Source organism: Mogibacterium timidum ATCC 33093 (assembly GCF_000525775.1).
Classification (GTDB): Bacteria; Bacillota; Clostridia; order Peptostreptococcales; family Anaerovoracaceae; genus Mogibacterium; species Mogibacterium timidum.
In genome coordinates this window covers 61,140-81,817 of the sequence record NZ_JALU01000021.1, presented here as the reverse complement: position 1 = coordinate 81,817, position 20,678 = coordinate 61,140, and the positions used below count along the sequence as shown (strand labels likewise).

Sequence of the window (20,678 nt, the reverse complement as noted above, 5' to 3'; positions counted from 1 at the left end):
TTGGATTTAGCAGGAAATTAATATCCCGGATAGTAGCCATTCGGTACCATCCCTGCCTTGCGTTTGCCACGCTTAACAGTCTTTCCTCCTCAAAGGGGTATGCGGACGTTTTTTTGGATAGCTTAGACAGCCAATCCAAGAGATCGCCTGTACTCCACAGGGCTCAAATACCCTAACGATTTCTTGATTCTTTTTTCATTGTACCAATGAAGGTACTTATCTAACTCATGTGAGAATTCCTCTATGGTCATATTTTTCCAGTCCTGATTATAGAAGAACTCATTTTTTATTCGTCCAAATAAACCTTCACAAGCAGCATTATCTGGAGAGCACCCTTTCTGTGACATGGATCCGGTATATCCGTTTATCTCCATCCTCTCTATCCAACCCGGCCAGCGATAGTGACATCCTCGATCTGTATGAATGATTGGTTTAGATTTTTCGCCCATATTCGCAATCACATCGCCGAGCATGCCATTGACGAGATCGGCATTTGGATGTTCGCTTATTCGCCACTTGACAAGCATTCCATCAAAGCAATCTACTGTCGGAGACAGATATACCTTGCCTGACGGAATGGCAAACTCGCTAATATCCGACAAAAGAAGTTCATTTGGTTTCTCGCTATGAAAGTTCCTCTGTACTTCGTTTGGAACAGCGGGACTGATTTCCCCCTTATACGAACTGTATTTCTTCGTTTTTCGGATTTTTACTTCAAGACCATCTTCCTTCATCACTCTGCGGACGACTTTCTCCGATACCTTTATCCCTATCTTTTTTAGTTCTGCATGTATCCTACGATATCCATATCGGGCTTTGTTTTCCAGAAATATCCGATCAACTTCACGGCGTATATGCTTAAGTGACTCAGGTATCTGAATCTCCTTGATCTTCTGGTTTACAAAAGCCTCTCTGCCTATAGACTCCAGCGACTTGCCAAACTTAACATCCGTGATACTCGCATTTTCTGCCGACCTGGTCTTAAACGCCGACCGGCCTATAGTCTTGAGGCTGTCAGGCAGCTTGACCTCGGTCAGCTTATGGCCTTCAAATGCTGAATCTCCAATGCTCTTGAGGCCTTCAGAGAACTTCACCTGCTCGAGAGGTGCACCGTTAAATGCCATTCTGCCGATTATCTTTACGGAGCTTGGAACTTCCAGCATCTTGAGGTTGGCGCCTGAAAACGCTGCCTGTCCGATTTCCTCTATACCCATTGAAATTGCAATGGTATTGATTGTCTTGTTACCGGTCTTGGACGGTGAGAATGCACCGGCTCCTATCTTCCTGATAGCTCTACCGCCGATTACTGCCGGAATCTTGAGATCCGGATTTACAGCTAACTTAGCCTTGCCTGCTTCCGTCAACCCGGTGACAGTATCACCATCCGTGGTGAAGTCAGCTTCATTCCATGAAGTGTTGAGCTTCCAATGTGCATACAGCTTGTTTCCATCTGCAAACTTCTCCGCAGCCGAAACCTTTCTGCCGCCTTCGCGCTCTGTGAACCATCCCTCAAAGTCGTGAAGTGCATCAGGTGCAGTTGGGTTTGGAAGGGCATCAACCTTGCCGTCGGCATTGAGAACAGCATATCCCTTTTCGATCGTTCCGCCGTTTGCATCGAACGTTATCATCGCCTTGGTCATGATAACCTTGTGTGTTGCAGCACCGTTGTTGAAAGCCAAATGATCCGGGTTCTCGGTCCTCAGGATTACTACATGATTTGTGTCGGTCCCCGTGTTGTTAAGGAACGGTTCACTGCCAAGAGTCTTGAGAGACTTCGGCAGATCTACACTTGTAAGGAGTCCCTCCTTGAACGCATACTTTCCGATATGCTCCACACCCTCTTCAATCTTGAGATCGGTGAGGGTGAGCGCCTTATAGGTTCCTTCAAATGCAGAGTCTCCGATCTCCTTCACTGTTCCGGGTATCGTAAGCTCTGTGAGGTGATGCAGGTGGAACGCCTTCTCTCCTATCTTGGTTACAGATGCAGGAATCTTGAGCGACTCAAGCCTTGCCCCTGCAAACGCCATCTGACCGATCTCAGTTACCGTATCCGGAATCTCAATCTCACGCAGACGGATGTTCATGGAGAATGCAGCCTGTGGAATCTTTTTAACGTTCTTGGACATCTTGAGCTCAATAATTGAATTTGCAGAGAAAGCCCCTTCGCCCAAATCATTTACTGAATCCGGGATGTGCAGTCTCATTATGCGGTTACCATGAAATGCGCTGGTTCCAATCTTGGTCATCTCCGGCTCTGACTTGAGGTCAAGCTCCTTAAGCATATTATACTCAAATGCTCTAGCTCCAATTGACTTCAGCTTGGCAGGCAGCTTAACCGTTTCGAAGCCGTTCTCGGAAGTGAAATCATACTTACCAACGATTACTTCCGACTCCGGAATAGCGAATGCGCCGTCAGCGATTGCCGTTATAGCTGCACCTGCAGGCGATTCATCCGGAAGCACCAGCTTATGATTTCCGCCATTTCTCTTGGCGGTACCGCTGCTCGACAATCCGGTGATGGTTGAGCCATCCGCGCTGTAAGTAAAATCATCACTTGCCCAGCCTGTTCCCACTAACTTGTCATACTTAACAACGTATGTGAGTTCATTCTTGTTGGACATATTGTTATAGGCGTCTTCCAATTCTTTATTTTCAGTCAACAGCGTCGGCTTAACGGGGTTATCTCTAAATGCTCGCTTATCTATACCGCTCAGCGTATTGAATGACTTAGGAAGTTCAACTGAGGTCAGAAGCTGATTCAAAAATGCATTGGAGCCGATCTTGCCGTTGAACCCCTCCTTAAGCTTAAGCGACTTAAGTGTCGCAGGTATTGCCTCTGCAGTCTTCTCGAATGATGCCTTTCCGATATTTGTAACACTTCCGGGGATAGTGACCTCCTCAAATTGATTGTTCATGAATGCATTATCGCCAATCTTGGTCAAGCTGTCCGGGAGACTAACTGTCTTGGCCTTGCATCCAACGAATGCTCTTCTGCCTATATCTGTAACCCCCTCAAGGATTACGATGTCAGTAACTGCCACCTTATCGGCGATGCCTATTGTGTCATTCGTCCTGCCGAATGCTACATCCGGGATCTCTTTAAGCGACTTGGAGAGAACTATCTTCTCTACCAAATCGGTTCCGCCAAACGCAGAAATTCCGAGCTTCGTTACGGAATTTGGAAGAATGATGGATGTAAGTCTCGCATTCTGGAATGCGGATTGACCGATCGCCTCGAGACCGTCCGGCAGATTAATGTTTGTAACACCATAAATCTTCTTGGCTGTATTATCGATAGTTCCCGCAAAAGCATTGTTTCCAATCTGCCTGATAGAAGATGGAAGCTTGACGGTTTTAGGAACGTATATCTTGCCGGATTCAACAAATCCAAATGTTCCAACCTGACCTTCCTTTGCCAGCACATTATTAGCTCCATCTCCGACAGCCGTTATATTGACACCGCTATTACTGCTTTCAGGAATCACGAGGGTATCGTTCTTCTTGAGCTTGGCTTTTCCGGATTCGGATAGACCGGTAACGACGTTTCTTTAATCGGCTGCAGCAGCAAAGCAATTAAGAACGCGGATAAAGCTAAGGCCAAGGACAAAAACGATAAGCAGACAGAGTCCGGCTCTGCAAGCAGTTCTGATTCAGATAGTGATTCGGAAGCCTCTTCTTCGTCTGACACAAAGGATAACAAGGATAAGGATAAGGCTACAGATAAGAGCAAGGATAAGACAAAAGACAAAAAGAGCGGAAGCTCAAGCGGCAGTTCCGCTTCGTCATCGGGCAGCGCTCAGACTCAAGCGAAGCAAAAGGTATGGGTTCCCGAGCAGGGACATTACGAGGAAAGAAAGGTACTTAAATGCCGATGCGGTCAGAAATTCAGCAGTATGGCCGCTCAACAAGCTCACAGAAATGCATACATAGCGGAAAAGCGTAAAACCAATCCAAGCTTCGAGTGAAAAGGAGAGCATCTTCCGCTCGGGTGGGTACCCGAGAGAGTATACGTTGTCGATGTCTCCGGACATTATGAATATAGGTAAAAACTCTAATATGATTGTTAACTAAATCAGGTGGTGTAACGGATGTATAAAGATTATAATACTCCTGAAATAACCGGAATTTTCATGCAGATACGCGAGAAAATGATAGAGGGAATTACATCGGCGGTATACTATGAAAGTAAGACTCTTGAAATTTTGTCGTTAATATCTCAAAGACACTGCTTAAAACAGCAACATAATTACGAAAACACCTATTAGAACATTCACTTGTCTTGCTATCCGGCAATAGTTTATCCATTGCCGAAATTGCGGAAAAGCTCGGATATGCCAATACAAGCAAGCTTTCTGTAGCCTTTAAGAAACAATATAAAAAGATACCAAGCGAATATAGGACTAGCACATAGATTATGGTAGTATCCCCAGACGATTGCCAGCCTGCTTAAATAATTACAGAATATGGCTGATGAAGTATGTGTAAGATAATAGATTTCATCGATAAGTAATTGTATAATGGCCATGATCAACAAATCCTTTAAATCCTTTCTGTTACGGGGTGATTTGGTCGTTACCATTATACAGGGAAAAGGGTGTATTGCTCATTTTTAATGCAAACTGTGCGCAACCTCCTGAAAACACAAGCGTTAGACAATATTTTTCATAGGTGTCGTTAGACACTACCGATTTTGCGATGGAGAGTAGTATATGAAAAAAATATACATATTAGGACTGATAATAGCATTAATCATGGTATTTTGTTCCGGATGTATTTTGCCTGATGGAGAGCCTTTAACTACGGAGAGAATTACAGAGCTGGTCTATAAGCGTTATGGTGAAGGCAGGGCAAAGATTAGGCAAGTAGATAAAAAGACTTGGCAGATTTCGCCAACGGATTACCCCGACATCAAGTATACTATTAAGCAGAAAATCGGTCATGGCGGTGTAATTCCGGTTCCCGCATACACATATACCGAGGACAGAATGAAACAGGTTGGCAGAATTGTAGTCCCCAAGTTTTTCAGCTCAAAAGAGAGGAAGAAACTCCAATTTTCAGATGGAATAATTAAGATTAGCTATAATGCAAAAAGCGATGCAGATGTTGAAACTATGTGCACGAAGCTCGAGGCGATGTGCGAATATATGAATAACAATTACGGAGCCGTTGTCAGAGACGAATATGTGATGATGTATTTCGATGAGATGCCAATACGTGTATCTACCGATCGTAAATATAAAAAAACGGTAATGCGCGATAATCTTAGTAGGACGAAAATCACTTCGTATCTGGATTCGAAATACGGAAGCGGAACATATACGTTTAGGAAAGTACCGTCAGATGAGGTTTCACATGAGGGTGAAGTCGAAGTAACTTTGAATGAATATCCGGATATGCCTTTCTACCTGGCAGCGAATACAAATGCAAGTAAGAGAGGTAAGTTAACAGACACCTTGTACAGTGACATGCTTGCCAATCTGGTGTTCAATTTCCCAAAAGATGATTATGATTCCTCAAGTTATCTGGAAATATCTGCTCAAGACAACCTTGATGGCGAGCTCTATAACGGAGTGCGTCTTAAGCGCTATTTAAAATGGGGTGATGAGTCCGGAGTTATTTCTAACATGCAAGCTATCCGCAAGGCTCTTAGAGTTTATCTAAATCAGTATCCGATGATCAATTACTCGGATTATCCAAAGAATCAACATAAAGTGAAGCCACCTATCTGCATGGAGATATCGGTACAATTTTAATTAGGCTAATAATTATTTAAGGAGGAGTATATATGGGTTTTGATATCAGCTATCATCCAATAAGCAAATCACAGATGGAGGAATGGTATTTTGCACCATTAAAGGCTCTTAGAGATGGAGATGAGAGCGTGCTAAATGCTTTTGTCGAATCGCAAGGTGAAGAATTTTTTCACGAGAAGTACCTGGATCATATGAAATACTTTGCGACGCTTGATGCAGAAGACCGCTCTGAGAAAGGTTTGTTATACGGACTTCCCATAATCGGAGGCTTTTTCCGCGACTATCAGTATGTTCGTGGCGCAGCATTTTCGTTTGTGATTGAAAGGTATTCTGAAATGGACAGATACCGCACACCTTGGTCGGAGGTCCTGCCTTCATGGATTCCTGCACCTGGTAACGATTTGATCGAGGAAAATTATTCGACAGGCATTTTCATCGATTCGGAGCACGTTAAAGAGCTGTTAAATGATCTGGACAATAATGAAGAAGTTCACAAGATTCTCGTTGAACTATTTGGTGCGGATAACTTGGGCGTTTTCCGATTTGCCCTTCAAGATGCTGCAAATACAGATAGTGGACTTATTGAAGCAACTGAGGTAATGGAAGTTCAGCCTTTTGATCTAAATAAATCAACATGCTATTCGGATATACGCTTCTGCGATCCACGCGGCGCCCTCATTTACCGCGATGTGGCTTTGGCACAAGTTCGGGAAACAACTGGAATGACTGACGATGAAATAGCTGAAAACGTAGTGTATCAGAAGTCCAATTATGATATCCCAGCTACAGAGGCTGATAAGCCAGATAAGAAGAGGGGTCTGCTATCCAAGCTGTTTGGAAAGAAATAGCAGTAACAGAAGCTGTTTATTATATAAACTCTATCTAAATAACCATATAAGCTACGCATGTGAACCTTTTCCGAGCTGGGGGAGAGACTTTTTCTGTAATTAGCCTTCTGCGGTAGGTAGTGAATGTATCCCTTTAAAAGGCACAGCCGCTGCAGTCATTGAAATCTCAATGGCTGCAGCGGCTTTTGCCAACATATTTTGTCCTGTAACTCTATAACTCTTTTAATAACTAAGCGCTTTTAATCACTAACCACTAATCATAATTAGCCTCTATCACACATAAGGGTTGTCTACTTGTCGTGCTCGTTAAGCCACTCGATGAGCACCCTGCAGTAATCATCGTGTCTGTCTACGAAGCATGTGTGTCTTGAGTTCTCCCAGAGAATCCACTTGGAAACCGGTATTCCGTCTGCGATTGTCTTCGCTACGAGAGGTGAGCACAGGTCGGAGATTCCGCTGCAAACGAGCGACGGAATCTTAATCTCGCCTAATCTGTCCACATACTCGAAGTCTCTGAGCGAGCCTGTAGGTGCGAACTCGTTAGGCCCCCACCCATATAGGTAAGCCTCGCCGCCTGTCTTCTTAGGGCGTGTGCAGCACTCCGGAGCATCCGCACCGATCCAGTAGTCGCAGTACCTGTGCATATACTCGGCTACAGCCCTGTCGTATGCTTCGCCTGTGAAATCTCCTGTCTCCAGGGCATGATTGATTGCATCCTGCATGTCCTGAGGCATCATCTTGATACGTCTGAGACCTTCCTTCTCCCAGAGGCTGCTCGATGGGTGCCCGCTGGAAATAACGAATGACTTAACACCTTTAGGCGCTCTCTCAATTGCGTATGCAATCTGCATCATACCGCCCCATGACTGTCCGATGATGTGGCATTCGTCCAGACCGAGATGCTCTCTTAAAGCTTCGAGCTCGTCCAGCCAGGTATCCTGAGTCCACAGCTCGGGATGTCCGTCCAAGTACGAGTTCCCACACCCCAGCTGGTCGTACATGATGATCTGGCGCTCGTCATCATCTGCTACGTTGTCGAGGACTTCATAGTAGTTGTGTGTCGAGCCCGGACCACCATGCAGACAGATCAGTGGAGCCTTGCCGTTATCCTTCTTCTCGCCTACGATTCTGTAGTAAGTCCTGTAATCGAGAAAAGGCATATAACCTTCTGTAACTTTAGCCATTGAACTAAATTCTCCTTAATAATATATTTATTTCTCCACAGGAACAACGATTGGCTCTTCCTTTGGATATTCGTTAAGAACATCACAGCCGTCCTCTGTGATGTACAGGATGTCCTCAATACGAACCCCGATTCCCTCGTCATACAGATAGATTCCCGGCTCTACGGAGAAGCACTGTCCCGGCTGGATAATCTCGTCATTTGCAAGAGACACGTCGCCTACCTCGTGGTCCTCAAGTCCGATGGAGTGACCGGTTCTGTGTGTGAAGTACTCGCCGAAGCCCTTCTCTGTGATATAGTCTCTGGCAGCCTTATCAACGTCGCTCATCTTGTTGCCCGGCTTAGCAGCAGCGATACCTCTCTTGTTAGCCTCGAGAACGATGTTGTAGATCTCTCTCTGTCTGTCACTAATCTCGCCGATGAACACTGTTCTGGTAATATCGGATGCGTAGTTGTTCCACATACCGCCGATATCGAGTACTACGGAATCTCCAAACTTACCCTTGCTGTCATCTGTGATGTGGTGCGGATCTGCTCCTCCCTTACCATAAGCCGTGATAGGATCGAACGAAAGCCCCTGGAATCCAACCTTCTTGCACAGCTCTACGCACTTAGCATTGAGCTCCTTCTCGGTTAACCCCTTGACAACCCACGGGATTAGCTCGTCCATAACCTGATCGATCTTAAGAGCTGATTCCTTCATAGTCTTGTACTCGCCGGCATCCTTGATCTGTCTGACCTTGTCAACGATTACAGAACCGTTTGTGAATGCGCTTCCGGCGCCGAGCTCCTGCAGTCTGAGCAGGAATCTGGCCGGCCAGTTCTTGTCGACACCTACCCTCTTGTCCTTCTCGACGAACTTTGCAAGAATCTCAACAGCATCCTCAATGTCATCGTAGTAAGTTAGAGGCACACCGAGGTCCTCAGTCTGTGGGAATAGCTTGTTAAGTACAAGGTGATTATCGCCGTTTACGTTGACGTATAGAGCGAGCATTCTCTCACCCGGAATAATCCACTTGCCGAGCAGATAGAAGATGCTTACAGGATCGGAAATAATCATCTGAGGCATATCCTGCTCTTTCATCTTAGCAACAATTCTTTCCAGTTTAGAATTATCTAGCATAATGTTCCTCCATTTCTTCCGTGCTCTCGCACGGGTTAAATCAGTGATAGATCTATTATACAACTCTAACCATTGCTTGAATATATAATTTGGTAAAAATAGTCAATTTTGTAAATGTCAACAGTTTGGGGATGCAACATTTAAGCAGTTCCCGCAGCCCCATTAAATTCTAATGACAGTACATCGATGAAAGGATTGTTGAGGCTTATCTTATATAATATGGCAACTCATTCAAGCCGGAAGTCCTCGAACGCCCCGGTGAGATTGACGTCAGAGACGTCAGAGATGCGTGTCAATAGCAAAGCTGTAAATAAAAAGATTTAGGAGCATGCGGATAATATATTGAATATTGATCAATTTAGTGCTATAAGTGTTAACGTAAATATATTAGAGTGTGGTTTACGTTAGGAGCTGTGTGTAATGATAAAAAGAAGTTCTTCTATACTGATTTTAATTTGTATTATTCTATTCAATCTAAGTCCAATTGCAATGGCTGCGGACTATGCGGACATCGGAGATATCAGCACAGGGACGGGAGTATTAGAGATATCGGATTCTCAGGAGAGCAGTTCTTCCCTAATGCCATCGGCAACTCTATATCGGTTCTGTATAATAACGCTAACAATATTTCTATAAACTACAGAATAGTGGAACACGGCACTACGAATGAGCAATCCGTAGTGCTCAGCTTCATATCTTCTGACATAGATACCGCACAAGGTGTAGCAACCGACCTCGCCAATCTCGTGGAATTAATTCCGGAGTCGTCTAATTTAGCAAAACAAGACGGTATTATCTATGATACTACGCCGGGAATGGTAGGGTTAAACGGTTCACGGGATCTACCAAGAGGCGGATACCTTGGAGCGGGATTCTTGTCGGGCTTCAATTATACCTTCTATATGTATTTACGGGAAAAGAAAAGTTTTTAATGTAAATTTACAGATAGTGAACGAGTTATCATAAATTACAATACTGCAGAGAAAAAAAGTCGCTACATTTATTCTGACATCATGGATAGAGATTATCATTTCAATGAAGTATTTAATCTAACCCTTGCCTATGACGGATCAACAGGTTTAGAGGAAATAGACATCAACACCATAGACCAAGAAGCCCTTTACAAAGATATCTATAAGAACTTCGGGTTCATCGTAGAAACCAATGTCAATCGTAAACCGCCGATCAACATGCAGAAGCGTTTTAACGGGAAGTACTACAAACGATTCAACTGACAGTGAAGTGTGAGTGAAGCTCGATGAAGAAGCTACTGATTGCAGGTGCTATCAAGTGCTGCATAATCGGCACATTTTATTCACCGAGTGTATGAGATGCTTTGAGGTGGGGGATTTTTTCTGTAAATTAGCCTTCTATGGCAGTTAGAGAAGAGTCTCACCGAAATTGGCGACCCTATTGACAGTCTCAATATAGAATATCATTCAAGATATTCGCCCCATATCTTATTTCAAAACGACACAGCCGCTGAAGTCATTGAAATTTCAACGATTGCAGCGGCTTTGCCAATGCCTTTCGGACAGATAGCTCGATAGCTCCTTTTTGCCCTATAAGCTAAGCCTATTTTGCAGCAAACTTTCTGCGCAAATCCCCGTGCACCTTTTTAATCATCTCGCCATAAGGCCCAAGGATATCGTCGATATCAAATTTATCATAAGGCAACAAGCAGTAGTATTCATTTACAGGCTTAGGTTCCGTCGCGCCCTTTCTAGTCTGTGCCGTCACCTCGCCCTTTCCGATAATATGCAGCACTTGGAAATCTTCATCGTACACGATTTCATCGATGTCGCTATCTGCTATAAAATAAGTGTATACAGTGAGCCTCTCCTGATAGATATAATAAATCCCCTCATCGCTCATCTCATATCTAACATTGAGCAATCCCTTAAAGGGAGGGTTACTCTCTGCGTTACGGCGTCTTCCTGACAAATAGATTAACAGCGCCGCAATCCAAATTGAGATGTGCAGGTACCACTGTGAAGCATTCGGATTCTTAATTAAATAGTACAGCACTACTAAAATCAGTCCGAATCCGAGTATAATTGCTGCAAGCACTGTGCGATTAGCACGCTTGCGGTTTGGATGCGCCTCTGCCCACTTGCTGCACAGCATCTTGACCAGCGGCAGCTGGCAGTAATAAATATCACGTTCGTTATTATCCATTCTCTCTTCTCCCTATTTATCAATTCCTGCCATCTCTGCCAGATTTACCCATTCGCTATACTCTTCAGCTGTAAATAGCCCCAGCAAAACTCCCGCTTCGCAGAGCGTCGAGTTATCTGCATATGCCTTCTTGGCAACCTTTGCGGCGTTTTCATACCCTATATACAGATTGAGGGCTGCTGCTACCATCAATGAGCGACTCGCGTTTTCATTCATCTTGTCCTCGTTAACTGTTATCCCGCAAACACAATGTTCGTCTAGCGAAATCAGCGAATCAGCCAGCAAATTTGCCGATTCAATAAAGGCATCGATAAGTACAGGCATAAATACATTTAGTTCAAAATTACCCTGTGAAGCTGCCATGCCAACTACCGTATCGTTGCCCATAACCCTTACGGCAACCATAGTCGCTGATTCAGTCTGTGTCGGATTAACCTTGCCCGGCATGATTGAGCTTCCCGGTTCGTTCTCCGGGATATGAATCTCCCCCAATCCGCACCTAGGCCCACTGGACAGCCATCTTATATCGTTAGCCATCTTCATCAGATCTGCTGCCAAACCCTTGAGCGCGCCGTGTGCAAATACGTATGCGTCCTTGGAGCTGAGTGTATGGAATTTGTTGTGCGCAGTCACAAATGCCTTCCCTGTCAGGTCAGACAACGCACCGGCAGCTCGTTCTGCAAATCCGGGAGGTGCGTTGAGCCCTGTACCGATGGCTGTTCCTCCTAGAGCAATCTCGCGCAACCCGGCAAGGGAATTCTCAAGATTGCAGTAATCGTGCTCAAACATTGAACGCCAGCCGCTGACCTCCTGTCCAAAGGTCATAGGAACAGCATCCTGCAGATGAGTCCTGCCGGTTTTAATTACATTCATGTATTTTTCTTCCAGCCCCTTGAGCGTCTCAATCATCTGAGACAGTGCCGGCAAAACTCTATCCTCCATAACAAACACCGCCGCAATGCTCATGGCTGTCGGGAAAGTATCGTTGGAACTCTGAGACATATTTACATCGTCATTTGGATGGAGCACCGCCATGCCGGCCATCTCTCTCGCTCTTCCGGCAATGACCTCGTTGACATTCATATTGGTTTGTGTGCCGCTGCCAGTCTGGTATACTACGAGCGGGAATTGGTCGTCAAGCTCACCGTTAAGTATCTGATCACAGATAATCATTATGTATGAAGCCTTCTCCGGCGCCAGCTTTCCAAGCTCCATATTGGCGCAGGCTGCTGCATTCTTGAGATACGCAAAAGCACGTATAATCTCGACAGGCATGTGCCTGCCTACCTTGAAATTCATGGAGCTGCGCTGCGTCTGAGCGCCCCACAGCTTATCTGACGGCACCTTGACCTCGCCCATAGTATCTCGCTCAATCCTGTATTCCATGTTGTTTCTCCCTGAATTGCTCTCAATAAAAATAAAGGATACGGCACGGTCACTCGACCTGGTCTTTGACCCCACACTCGCCTTAACCCGAGTTTCTCGGAGGACTTACTTCTAAACTACGCCATGATCACTGCCGTCCCCGCAGCAGCTTACGTGGATCCCTTTGCCCGTAGCTGGCTTGGACTTTCAACCACGAACATGACCTTGCATATCCTTATGCTTTAGAATATCATTTTTGACCTCGTATTTACAATCAGATAGCCTCTTCCTTAATCATGTCCGCGCCCGCCGCAAAGGTCATCACATCGACCCGCGTCGCGCCCGCCCCCTTGAGAAGCCTCGCCATAGAGTCAACAGTAGCTCCAGTCGTATAGATGTCATCAACTACACAGATATTTTTGCCGGAAATATATCGTCGGGTTCCTTCGTACAGCTCAAACGCCGACCTCACATTGTTCAGTCTTTCCTCCGGCGATAGCCTCTTCATCACCCTTGTGCTTTTGCTGCGCAGGACGAGATCTCCCCTGTATTCCATACCTTCTAGGCGCGCAAAAGCCTTGGCAATCAATGCAGCCTGATTGAATCCGCGCCTCCGCTCCTTGTTAACATGCATCGGAACCGGAATTATCACATCCGGATACTCTTCCATCACGACGGCGTCCATCCTGTCGTGCATGATTTCCGCTATAATCGGCGCAATATGAGTCTTATGCCTGTACTTGAGATTGAAAATTATCTCCTTCTCGTACATCCCATACTCCGCACATGTATATCCTCTGTCAAATGAATGTCCGTGTTCCCTGCAGCTATAGCAGATCGACATCGGATTGTGGTCTCCTAGGATTTTACCGCACTTGTCGCAGGTCCTGGAATTAGCCCATCGCAGCTTACTGAGGCAAGTGCTGCACAGACTGTATGGCATGGATTCATCGACAAATCGGTGGCAGCAGATACAATAGAGTGATACCGGGTACACCAAGTCAAGTATTATGTGCTTCAAATCAAAACCTCCTGTGACATCACTTAATACAATGATATCGCAGGAGATTTTCCCTTCAGCACACATTTTGTGCTTGACCTATGTCAGGCCGCGCCCCAGATCTATCTCACGCAGCCTGTCTTCAAGTCCCGTATAGCGCTCATCTATTCTGTTGTTATCTATCATCCTCTGCATGCGCTCCTCGGAGCCAACCAGGATTACCAGCTTCTTGCCTCTGGTAATCGCTGTATACAGAAGATTTCTCGTAGCCAGCATCGGCGGAAATCCTGATATAGGAATGATTACAGCGGGAAATTCGCAGCCTTGGCTCTTATGCACGGTTACAGCGTAAGCCAGTTCGAGCTCGTCCAATTCCTCGTTGTCGTACGTCACGAATTTGCCGTCAAAATCAACAATTACCTTAGCGTTGTCGGTATCTATGGTGTCGATAACGCCCATATCTCCGTTGAAAATCCCGCGTCCGCTCTGTCTGCCAAGCTGCCGCCACTCCATCCGGTAATTGTTTCGTATCTGCATGACCTTGTCACCCTCTCGTAAGGTCTTGCTGCCGAATTTTCTCTCATTTCTGGCAGGCATCGCCGGGTTAATCACGCTCTGCAGCAGTTCGTTGAGACTGGCCGTCCCAAGTCCGCCCTTTCTGGTAGGTGTAAGAACCTGTACATCGCTGCTGTCCTTGACGAAATCGTAGTAGCTTGCAAGTCTGCCTGTTACGAGCTCTTCAATCGTGTCCCTGATATCCGCTTCACCGCTCCTATGCATAAAGAAAAAATCGCTATCCTTACCATTGAACTCAGGGTATTCTCCGTTATTTATAGAGTGAGCATTGACAACTATATGACTCTCGCCGGCCTGTCTGAATATTTCCTCAAGCCTGATCGTAGGCACATATTCACTGTTAATCATATCGTGGAGGATGTTGCCTGCCCCCACTGAAGGCAGCTGATCCGCATCACCGACGATGATGAGTCTGCTGTCATTGTCCAGCGCCTGCAGGAATCCGTCCATCAGCATCAAGTCGATCATGGACGCCTCGTCAACAATAAACGCGTCCTCTTCAAGCGGATTGTCTTCGTTTCTGCCAAACTCCATCTGGTTATCATCCTCGGAGTACACGTATTCAAGCAGCCTGTGAATCGTCATCGCTTCAACGCCCGCAGTCTCGGTTATACGTTTAGCCGCACGGCCGGTCGGAGCAGCAAGGGCAACCGAAATACCCATTTGCTTGAAAATCTTGACGATGAGATTAATTATAGTCGTTTTTCCGGTACCCGGACCTCCGGTGATGATGGTGATTTTGTTGGTCAGTGCAGCGCGTATCGCCTTGCACTGATCTCCGGATAGTCGGATTCGTTCACCTGCCTCGGCAGCGTTGATGAGGTTGTCGACATTCGCAGCCGTCGGTGGCATGAAGCCGTTCATTATCCTCTTGATGTGGAAGGTGACGCTCTGCTCTGCCCGGTAGAAGAAGTGTTGATACACAACCGGCACTCCGTCCAGCGAGTCAGTCTCTATTTGACCGGAAAAAGCCAGCGCCACCAGGTTCTCCTCGATTAGCTCACCAGATACATCCAGCAGCCTGATAGAGCTCTCAATCAGCACGTCTTTGGGTACATGCGTACTGCCATTGCCTGCAAATACTGACAGCGCGTACTTGATACCGCTCTGTACACGGAATTCGCTCTCCTGCTCTATTCCGATCTTACCGGCGATCTCATCCGCCTTGCTGAAGCTGATTCCATAAATATCTTCCACCAGTGTGTACGGGTTCTGCCTCACCACCTCGAGTGACTTATCCCCATAGAGCTTGTAAATCCTGACCGCCTGAGACGGCATGACGCCATACTCTCCGAGCCCCAGCGAAATCTTGGTAAATTCGCGCGACTCCCGATAAGACTTGACTATCTTATCCACCGTCTTGGGACCCAGACCGTTGATGCAGAGCAACGCATCAGGGTCTTCATCGATTATGTCGAGCGACTCCTTGCCAAACTTATCTACAATTCTCCCGGCCATATTGGGCCCGATACCACGAATCGCCCCGGATGCAAGGAATATTCTGATTCCCTCTGCGTCGTCCGGCATCTGCTCCTCATATCCGGACACGTTAAACTGCTCACCGTAGCGCGGGTGATTTTTGAAACAGCCCTCCAGCTTATACGTTATCTCCCTGTTGATCGCATGGAACGTCCCGGAGATTTTAAATTGTTCGTCCTCCGTCTCGAACAGGCAAATTGCGAAGCCGTTGGATTCATTATTGTAGATAACTTGTGTAATCTTGCCGATCTTGGTTTCAGTCGTTGCCATCAGTGATAAACTTTCCGATCAGTCGGGCTAGAACGTACGCTTGTACAGTCTTCTGTTGTCCAGCGGCCATACGCGGTCTCCGAACTCTCCGTCCTCTACTCCCTTTAGCCCCTCCTCCATGTCGAACATCCTGGCATCGACAATATCCAGATAGTGAAGCATTTCCGCCTCTGGGAACAACGGCTTCTTGGGGCTTCCAAATTCAGGTTCGTAGTGATGAGAGAGTATCATGTGCTCAAGCAATACAGCCTTCTCCTCGCCGATGCCGAACTCCTTACACAGATCATTTATAAGAGTGATGCCCTGCACGATGTGGCCGAGCATCTGCCCCTTGAACGAATATCCCGGCGACACTCCGTTCTTATCAGACAGGATCTCATTGAGCTTCTCGATATCGTGAATCGCAACCCCGGCTAACAGAAGATCTCTGGATAGATTGGTGTATACCTCGCACAGGCGATTTGCGCTCATCATCATGCGCTTGATGTGATACAGCAGCCCACCGTATTCAGCGTGATGGTTGGACATAGCTGCCGGATAATACAGGAGCTTCTCTCTATTACCCTCATACAGGTGCAGACAAAGCTTTTTGAGCTCTTCATCCTGCATAGCGTTAATCTCGCCAATGATGTAATCGTACATATCGGTCGGCTTCTCCGGTGCAGACTTAACGAAATTGCGCATCACGAGATTGTCAGCTTCTGTAGCCAGTCTAATCTGTCCTATCCTAAGCTGAGTCTGCCCCTTCCAATCGGTTACTGTTCCTCTGACCTTAATCACATCGCCAACCTTGAGTGACTTGAGGAACTCCACGTTGCTCTCATCGACATCCCACTTCTTGGCGGAGAGATCCCCCGTCGCATCGGTGAGTGTAAGATCATGATACTCCTTGCCGTTAGAACCGACCTTTATCGATGTCGCCTTAATCATAAAAAAATCAGTGATATTGGAGCCCGGTTTAATATCTATTACATTCACATTTTTCATGTGCTTACCTCCTCATGCGTCTATTGATTATACACCACTTCACAGGGCACTGCCACACCATACAGCCCTCCGTTGAGGGCACTTCGCACATGTGATAAAATTACATATATTATGATGAAAGGTCTTGAAAATGGGATTAAACGATACTCCTTCAGGAAATAGATTTACAATCGGGCTTTTTGGCCCACGCAATGCCGGTAAATCTTCACTCGTTAATAAACTTCTCGGGCAGGAATTAGTGCTGACATCCGAGGTTGCCGGCACCACAACCGATCCGGTCTACAAGAGCATGGAGCTGCTGCCGCTCGGGCCGGTTCTGTTCATAGATACGGCCGGGCTTGATGACGAGGGTGAGCTCGGGCTCAAGAGAGTTGACAAGTCATACGAGATCCTGCGAAAATGTGATCTCGCCGTATTCGTGCTCGACGCAACCAGGCACGAATCGCAATTTCCCGAGATGGCACGGGAGTTTTTGGCGGAAGCCGGAAAGCGCAAGCTCCCTGCTGTAGTAGCTATTAACAAATATGAGGGCGGTGCTGAAGAGGCCGAGATTCGCAGTCAGTTCGATCTGCCCGCGGACATCGCACCGGTCTGTACCAACGCACTAAACGGTACCGGTATAGACAGACTCAAACAAGCCATCGTCAGCGCCGCCCGGTTCGAAGAGCCTGAGATTGGACTGACTGACGGGATTGTAAACGCCGGAGACGTAGTACTGCTGGTGACTCCAATCGATTCAGCTGCACCAAAGGGCAGGCTCATCCTCCCACAGCAACAGGTAATCCGCGACATACTGGATAAGGGCGCAATGGCACTGGTGTCCAAGGAAGCAGAGGTAAAGTCTGCGCTGGCTGCACTCGGGAGATCTCCGGATATCGTGATAACTGATTCACAGGCGTTCAAGTCAGTGGCAAATGACATCCCGGCAGACATGCCGCTTACGTCGTTTTCGATTATATTTTCAAGACAAAAGGGCAACCTGGAGCTGCAGCTCCGCGGGGCGCTTGCCCTCGGTACTCTGGCAGCGGGCGACAAGGTACTCATCAGCGAAGGCTGCACGCACCACCGCCAGTGCAACGACATCGGAACTGTCAAGATTCCGAAGCTGGTGCGCAAGGTGCAGCCGGATGTGGAATTTGACTGGACCTCCGGCGGCGAATACCCCGGGGATCTCAGCAAATACAAGCTGATCATCCACTGCGGCGCCTGCATGCTTAATAGGCGTGAGATGCAGTATAGGCTCAGAGAAGCGGATGCGCAGGGTGTCCCTATTGCGAACTACGGAATGGTCATCGCATACTGCAACGGCATACTGGAACGGGCGATACGCCCATTTGGTTTACGGAGGATCGACAATGGATTTTGATGCAAGCAAAGCTGTAGAAGCAACGGTAAAATGGATTCAGGATTGGTTCGCTGAAAACGGACCTGACTGCAACGCTATTATCGGCATAAGCGGAGGCAAGGACAGCTCGATTACCGCCGCACTTCTGGTAGAGGCTCTCGGCAAGGACAGAGTAATCGGTATCATGATGCCTAACGGCGAGCAGAGCGACATGGATATGGCACTGCTCCTCGTCAATCACCTGGGCATCAATCACTACGTGATCAATATAGCGGCCGCATACAACGGCGCCGTAAAGGACATCGAGTGCGTAATCGGTGAACTGAGCAATGATTCGCTGATCAACCTCGCTCCACGCCTCAGAATGGCTACACTCTACGCTGTCGGACAATCCAGGAACGGCAGAGTAGCGAACACCTGCAACCTCTCCGAGGACTGGGTCGGATATTCGACGAGGTACGGAGATGCGGCAGGAGATTTCAGCCCTATTTCTTCATTTACAACCGCAGAAATTCGTGCCATGGGCAGAGTGCTTGGTGTACCTGATATTCTGATTGAAAAGGTTCCATCAGACGGATTGAGCGGAATGTCCGATGAGGACAAGCTCGGATTCACTTACGAGGTACTCGACCGCTACATACGCACCGGTGAAATCGAGGATGCGACAGCTAAGGAGCGCATCGATACGCTTCATGAGCGCAATCTCTTTAAGTTGAGATATATGGACAGCTTTAAGTATGAAGGATAGTTATCAGTCCTGTTACCAAAGATCTGCAAATATTTTGAAGAGCTAACAAATGCTTAGCTCTTCGTTCATTTTCTTATTAATTTTATGCTATAAGCAAATAAGTCGCGTTTACAGACTGATAACTCTACTTGCGTATTTTAGCAGCTCCATATCATGCGTAACCATTATTATGGTGCTTCCCTCTTCCTTAAGTTTTCTATGCATCCTGTTCAATATCTAATTTTGCTCGTCTTTTGAATATATTAGAGTATCCTCATCCGATAACCTCTGACATCACGGCTATAAGCTCATCCATCTGTGGTTTTGTGCCGATGGTAACCCTGATATAATCGTCTATCCTCGGCTTAGCAAAGTGACGCACGAGCACCCCGCGTTCCTTGAGCCTCTCGTACAGCTCCCGCCCTCCGAAGCCTTCCAGCTTGATGTAAAGGAAGTTTGCCTTAGACGGCAGCACCGCGAAGCCCAGCTCACGCAATCTCTCCGCTGTATACTCTCTCGATTCTATGATCGATTGCAGGTTCTCCTGATAGTAGAGGTCCGCATCGACCGCCACCTCCGCCAATATGAGTGACATCGCATTGACTGCATACGGGTTCGTGGAATACTGCATCTTGGTTAGATCCTGAATTAACGCCTCGTCTCCTACTGCAAGACCAAGCCGTCCTCCGGCAAAGCTCCTCGACTTGGAGAAGGTCTGCACCACCAGCAGGTTGTCGTACTTCACCGTCAGAGGAACTGCGGACTCCGCGCCAAAGCCGGCGTACGCCTCGTCGATGACGATCACGTTGTCAGGATTTGAGTTGACGATTGCCTCTATCTGAACGCGGGTAAGTGCGATGCCGGTAGGAGCATTTGGATTTGGAAGAATGAGGTTCTTCCCGATCCCGATGTAGCCTTGCCAGTCCACTGTCAAGTCCTCCTTGAGCGGCTTGATCTCGTAATTCACTTCGTGCAGCTTCGCAGCAATCTCGTAAAAGCTGTATGTGACGTCAGGTATTACCAAGGTGTCCGCTGAATCGTTCCAAGCCATGAAGGCGAAGTTGAGTATGTCGTCCGAACCGTTTGACAGAAAGATATTCCCGGGCTGCACCTTGTATAGCTGCGCCAGCTTGCCCTTGAGCTTGCTCCCCGTCGGATCCGGATACAACCTCATCTGCTCCATGTCTGCATCACGCATCGCCTGATAGACCTCGGGAGCCGGCGGAAATGGCGACTCGTTGGTATTGAGCTTGAGGTATTTGCGATCCTTAGGCTGCTCGCCCGGCATATATGATTTGAAATCCTTATATAATTCTCTAATAAATCTGCTCATTTTTATCTCGATCTTGTTACTAATATTACTATCAGCCTATCGTTACTTGGATGCTATCGTTCTTCTGTTACCTCTCCATCTGCAAAATTTCCATTTTTCTCAAGTACAGTTTTGTAGCCGCCCGCACCATATACGAGGCACTTGTTGACTCTGGTGATGGTCGCCGAGCTGGCACCTGTGAGTTTGCTGATCTCGTTGAAGACCTTGCCTTCAGATAGCAGCCGAGCGACCTCAAGTCTGTGAGTCAAATCCTGAAACTCCTTGATAGTGCATATATCTTCAAAGAAATTCTCGCACTCTTCCTCAGTCTCCAGGGATAGGATTGCAGTAACAAAATTATGCAGCCATTTTGATTCGGTTTTATTCATATGACACCTCTGAATTCTTAAGCGTAATATATGTGTTCATGTTACCACTTTAGCGTATTAAATTCAAACAGCATATTCTCTCGTACCATGAGGCATATTTGCATAATACTATTATCGACATATGTCATAATTGTTGACTTTAA

The 20,678-nt window shown here is 46.8% G+C and carries 16 protein-coding genes and 1 pseudogene; 7 read left to right on the top strand and 10 right to left on the bottom strand.

From position 1 onward, the window contains the following. Nucleotides 1–122: 122 nt before the first annotated feature. The gene (locus tag HMPREF0581_RS08585; RefSeq protein WP_084645365.1) at nt 123–3,485 is read right to left on the bottom strand and encodes an IS3 family transposase; all 3,363 of its coding nucleotides are present in this window, start codon (nt 3,483–3,485) and stop codon (nt 123–125) included. Between the two features lie 773 nt (nt 3,486–4,258). On the opposite strand from HMPREF0581_RS08585, the pseudogene HMPREF0581_RS09055 reads away from it, so the two are divergent. The 3 genes and pseudogenes from HMPREF0581_RS09055 to HMPREF0581_RS06220 all read left to right on the top strand — a co-directional run. Further along, nucleotides 4,259–4,411: pseudogene (locus HMPREF0581_RS09055) on the top strand (helix-turn-helix domain-containing protein); the annotation flags it as partial. Between the two features lie 298 nt (nt 4,412–4,709). Beyond that, nucleotides 4,710–5,753, top strand: coding sequence for a hypothetical protein (locus HMPREF0581_RS06225; RefSeq protein WP_009643231.1), 1,044 nt, complete (start codon nt 4,710–4,712; stop codon nt 5,751–5,753). A 32-nt stretch (nt 5,754–5,785) separates the two neighbouring features. Beyond that, nucleotides 5,786–6,601 (top strand): hypothetical protein, encoded by an 816-nt coding sequence (locus tag HMPREF0581_RS06220; RefSeq protein ID WP_009643189.1) that lies wholly within the window; start codon nt 5,786–5,788, stop codon nt 6,599–6,601. Between the two features lie 290 nt (nt 6,602–6,891). On the opposite strand, the gene pepI is transcribed toward HMPREF0581_RS06220, so the two are convergent. Together pepI and HMPREF0581_RS06210 are read right to left on the bottom strand one after the other, a co-directional pair. Next, nucleotides 6,892–7,785, bottom strand: coding sequence for a proline iminopeptidase (gene pepI, locus HMPREF0581_RS06215; protein ID WP_009643218.1), 894 nt, complete (start codon nt 7,783–7,785; stop codon nt 6,892–6,894). 27 nt (nt 7,786–7,812) lie between these two features. After that, complete coding sequence (locus HMPREF0581_RS06210) at nt 7,813–8,907, bottom strand: M24 family metallopeptidase (protein WP_036381391.1); 1,095 nt, start codon at nt 8,905–8,907, stop codon at nt 7,813–7,815. 413 nt (nt 8,908–9,320) lie between these two features. On the opposite strand from HMPREF0581_RS06210, the gene HMPREF0581_RS06205 reads away from it, so the two are divergent. Together HMPREF0581_RS06205 and HMPREF0581_RS06200 are read left to right on the top strand one after the other, a co-directional pair. Beyond that, a complete protein-coding gene (locus tag HMPREF0581_RS06205; RefSeq protein ID WP_036381389.1) occupies nt 9,321–9,839 on the top strand; it encodes a hypothetical protein in 519 nt (172 codons plus the stop codon). Between the two features lie 81 nt (nt 9,840–9,920). Beyond that, nucleotides 9,921–10,142, top strand: a complete 222-nt coding sequence (locus tag HMPREF0581_RS06200; RefSeq protein ID WP_036381386.1) for a hypothetical protein — start codon at nt 9,921–9,923, stop codon at nt 10,140–10,142. A 340-nt stretch (nt 10,143–10,482) separates the two neighbouring features. On the opposite strand, the gene HMPREF0581_RS06195 is transcribed toward HMPREF0581_RS06200, so the two are convergent. From HMPREF0581_RS06195 to HMPREF0581_RS06175, 5 genes are all read right to left on the bottom strand, one after another. Beyond that, nucleotides 10,483–11,085: a hypothetical protein gene (locus tag HMPREF0581_RS06195; protein WP_009643316.1), complete on the bottom strand. Its 603-nt coding sequence runs from the start codon at nt 11,083–11,085 to the stop codon at nt 10,483–10,485. Nucleotides 11,086–11,097: 12 nt separating this feature from the next. Beyond that, nucleotides 11,098–12,471, bottom strand: a complete 1,374-nt coding sequence (locus HMPREF0581_RS06190) for a class II fumarate hydratase (RefSeq protein ID WP_036381383.1) — start codon at nt 12,469–12,471, stop codon at nt 11,098–11,100. Between the two features lie 253 nt (nt 12,472–12,724). Beyond that, nucleotides 12,725–13,537 (bottom strand): ComF family protein, encoded by an 813-nt coding sequence (locus tag HMPREF0581_RS06185; protein ID WP_156791930.1) that lies wholly within the window; start codon nt 13,535–13,537, stop codon nt 12,725–12,727. A 12-nt stretch (nt 13,538–13,549) separates the two neighbouring features. Beyond that, nucleotides 13,550–15,775 (bottom strand): SF1B family DNA helicase RecD2, encoded by a 2,226-nt coding sequence (recD2, locus tag HMPREF0581_RS06180; RefSeq protein WP_036381380.1) that lies wholly within the window; start codon nt 15,773–15,775, stop codon nt 13,550–13,552. A gap of 27 nt (nt 15,776–15,802) precedes the next feature. Beyond that, a complete protein-coding gene (locus tag HMPREF0581_RS06175) occupies nt 15,803–16,762 on the bottom strand; it encodes a 3'-5' exoribonuclease YhaM family protein (protein WP_036381377.1) in 960 nt (319 codons plus the stop codon). A 130-nt stretch (nt 16,763–16,892) separates the two neighbouring features. Here HMPREF0581_RS06175 and hydF point away from each other — a divergent pair, with 130 nt between their 5' ends. After that, nucleotides 16,893–18,128, top strand: a complete 1,236-nt coding sequence (hydF, locus tag HMPREF0581_RS06170; RefSeq protein ID WP_036381375.1) for a [FeFe] hydrogenase H-cluster maturation GTPase HydF — start codon at nt 16,893–16,895, stop codon at nt 18,126–18,128. Beyond that, entirely contained in the window at nt 18,118–18,855 is a 738-nt protein-coding gene (nadE, locus tag HMPREF0581_RS06165) for an NAD(+) synthase (protein ID WP_036381372.1), read from the top strand. The genes hydF and nadE overlap by 11 nt, the downstream gene beginning before the upstream one ends. 253 nt (nt 18,856–19,108) lie before the next feature. Here nadE and hisC read toward each other — a convergent pair whose 3' ends face one another. Both hisC and HMPREF0581_RS06155 read right to left on the bottom strand, forming a co-directional pair. Beyond that, nucleotides 19,109–20,167 (bottom strand): histidinol-phosphate transaminase, encoded by a 1,059-nt coding sequence (gene hisC / locus HMPREF0581_RS06160; RefSeq protein WP_036381369.1) that lies wholly within the window; start codon nt 20,165–20,167, stop codon nt 19,109–19,111. Nucleotides 20,168–20,220: 53 nt separating this feature from the next. Further along, nucleotides 20,221–20,535: a YerC/YecD family TrpR-related protein gene (locus HMPREF0581_RS06155; RefSeq protein ID WP_009643302.1), complete on the bottom strand. Its 315-nt coding sequence runs from the start codon at nt 20,533–20,535 to the stop codon at nt 20,221–20,223. Nucleotides 20,536–20,678 lie beyond the last annotated feature (143 nt).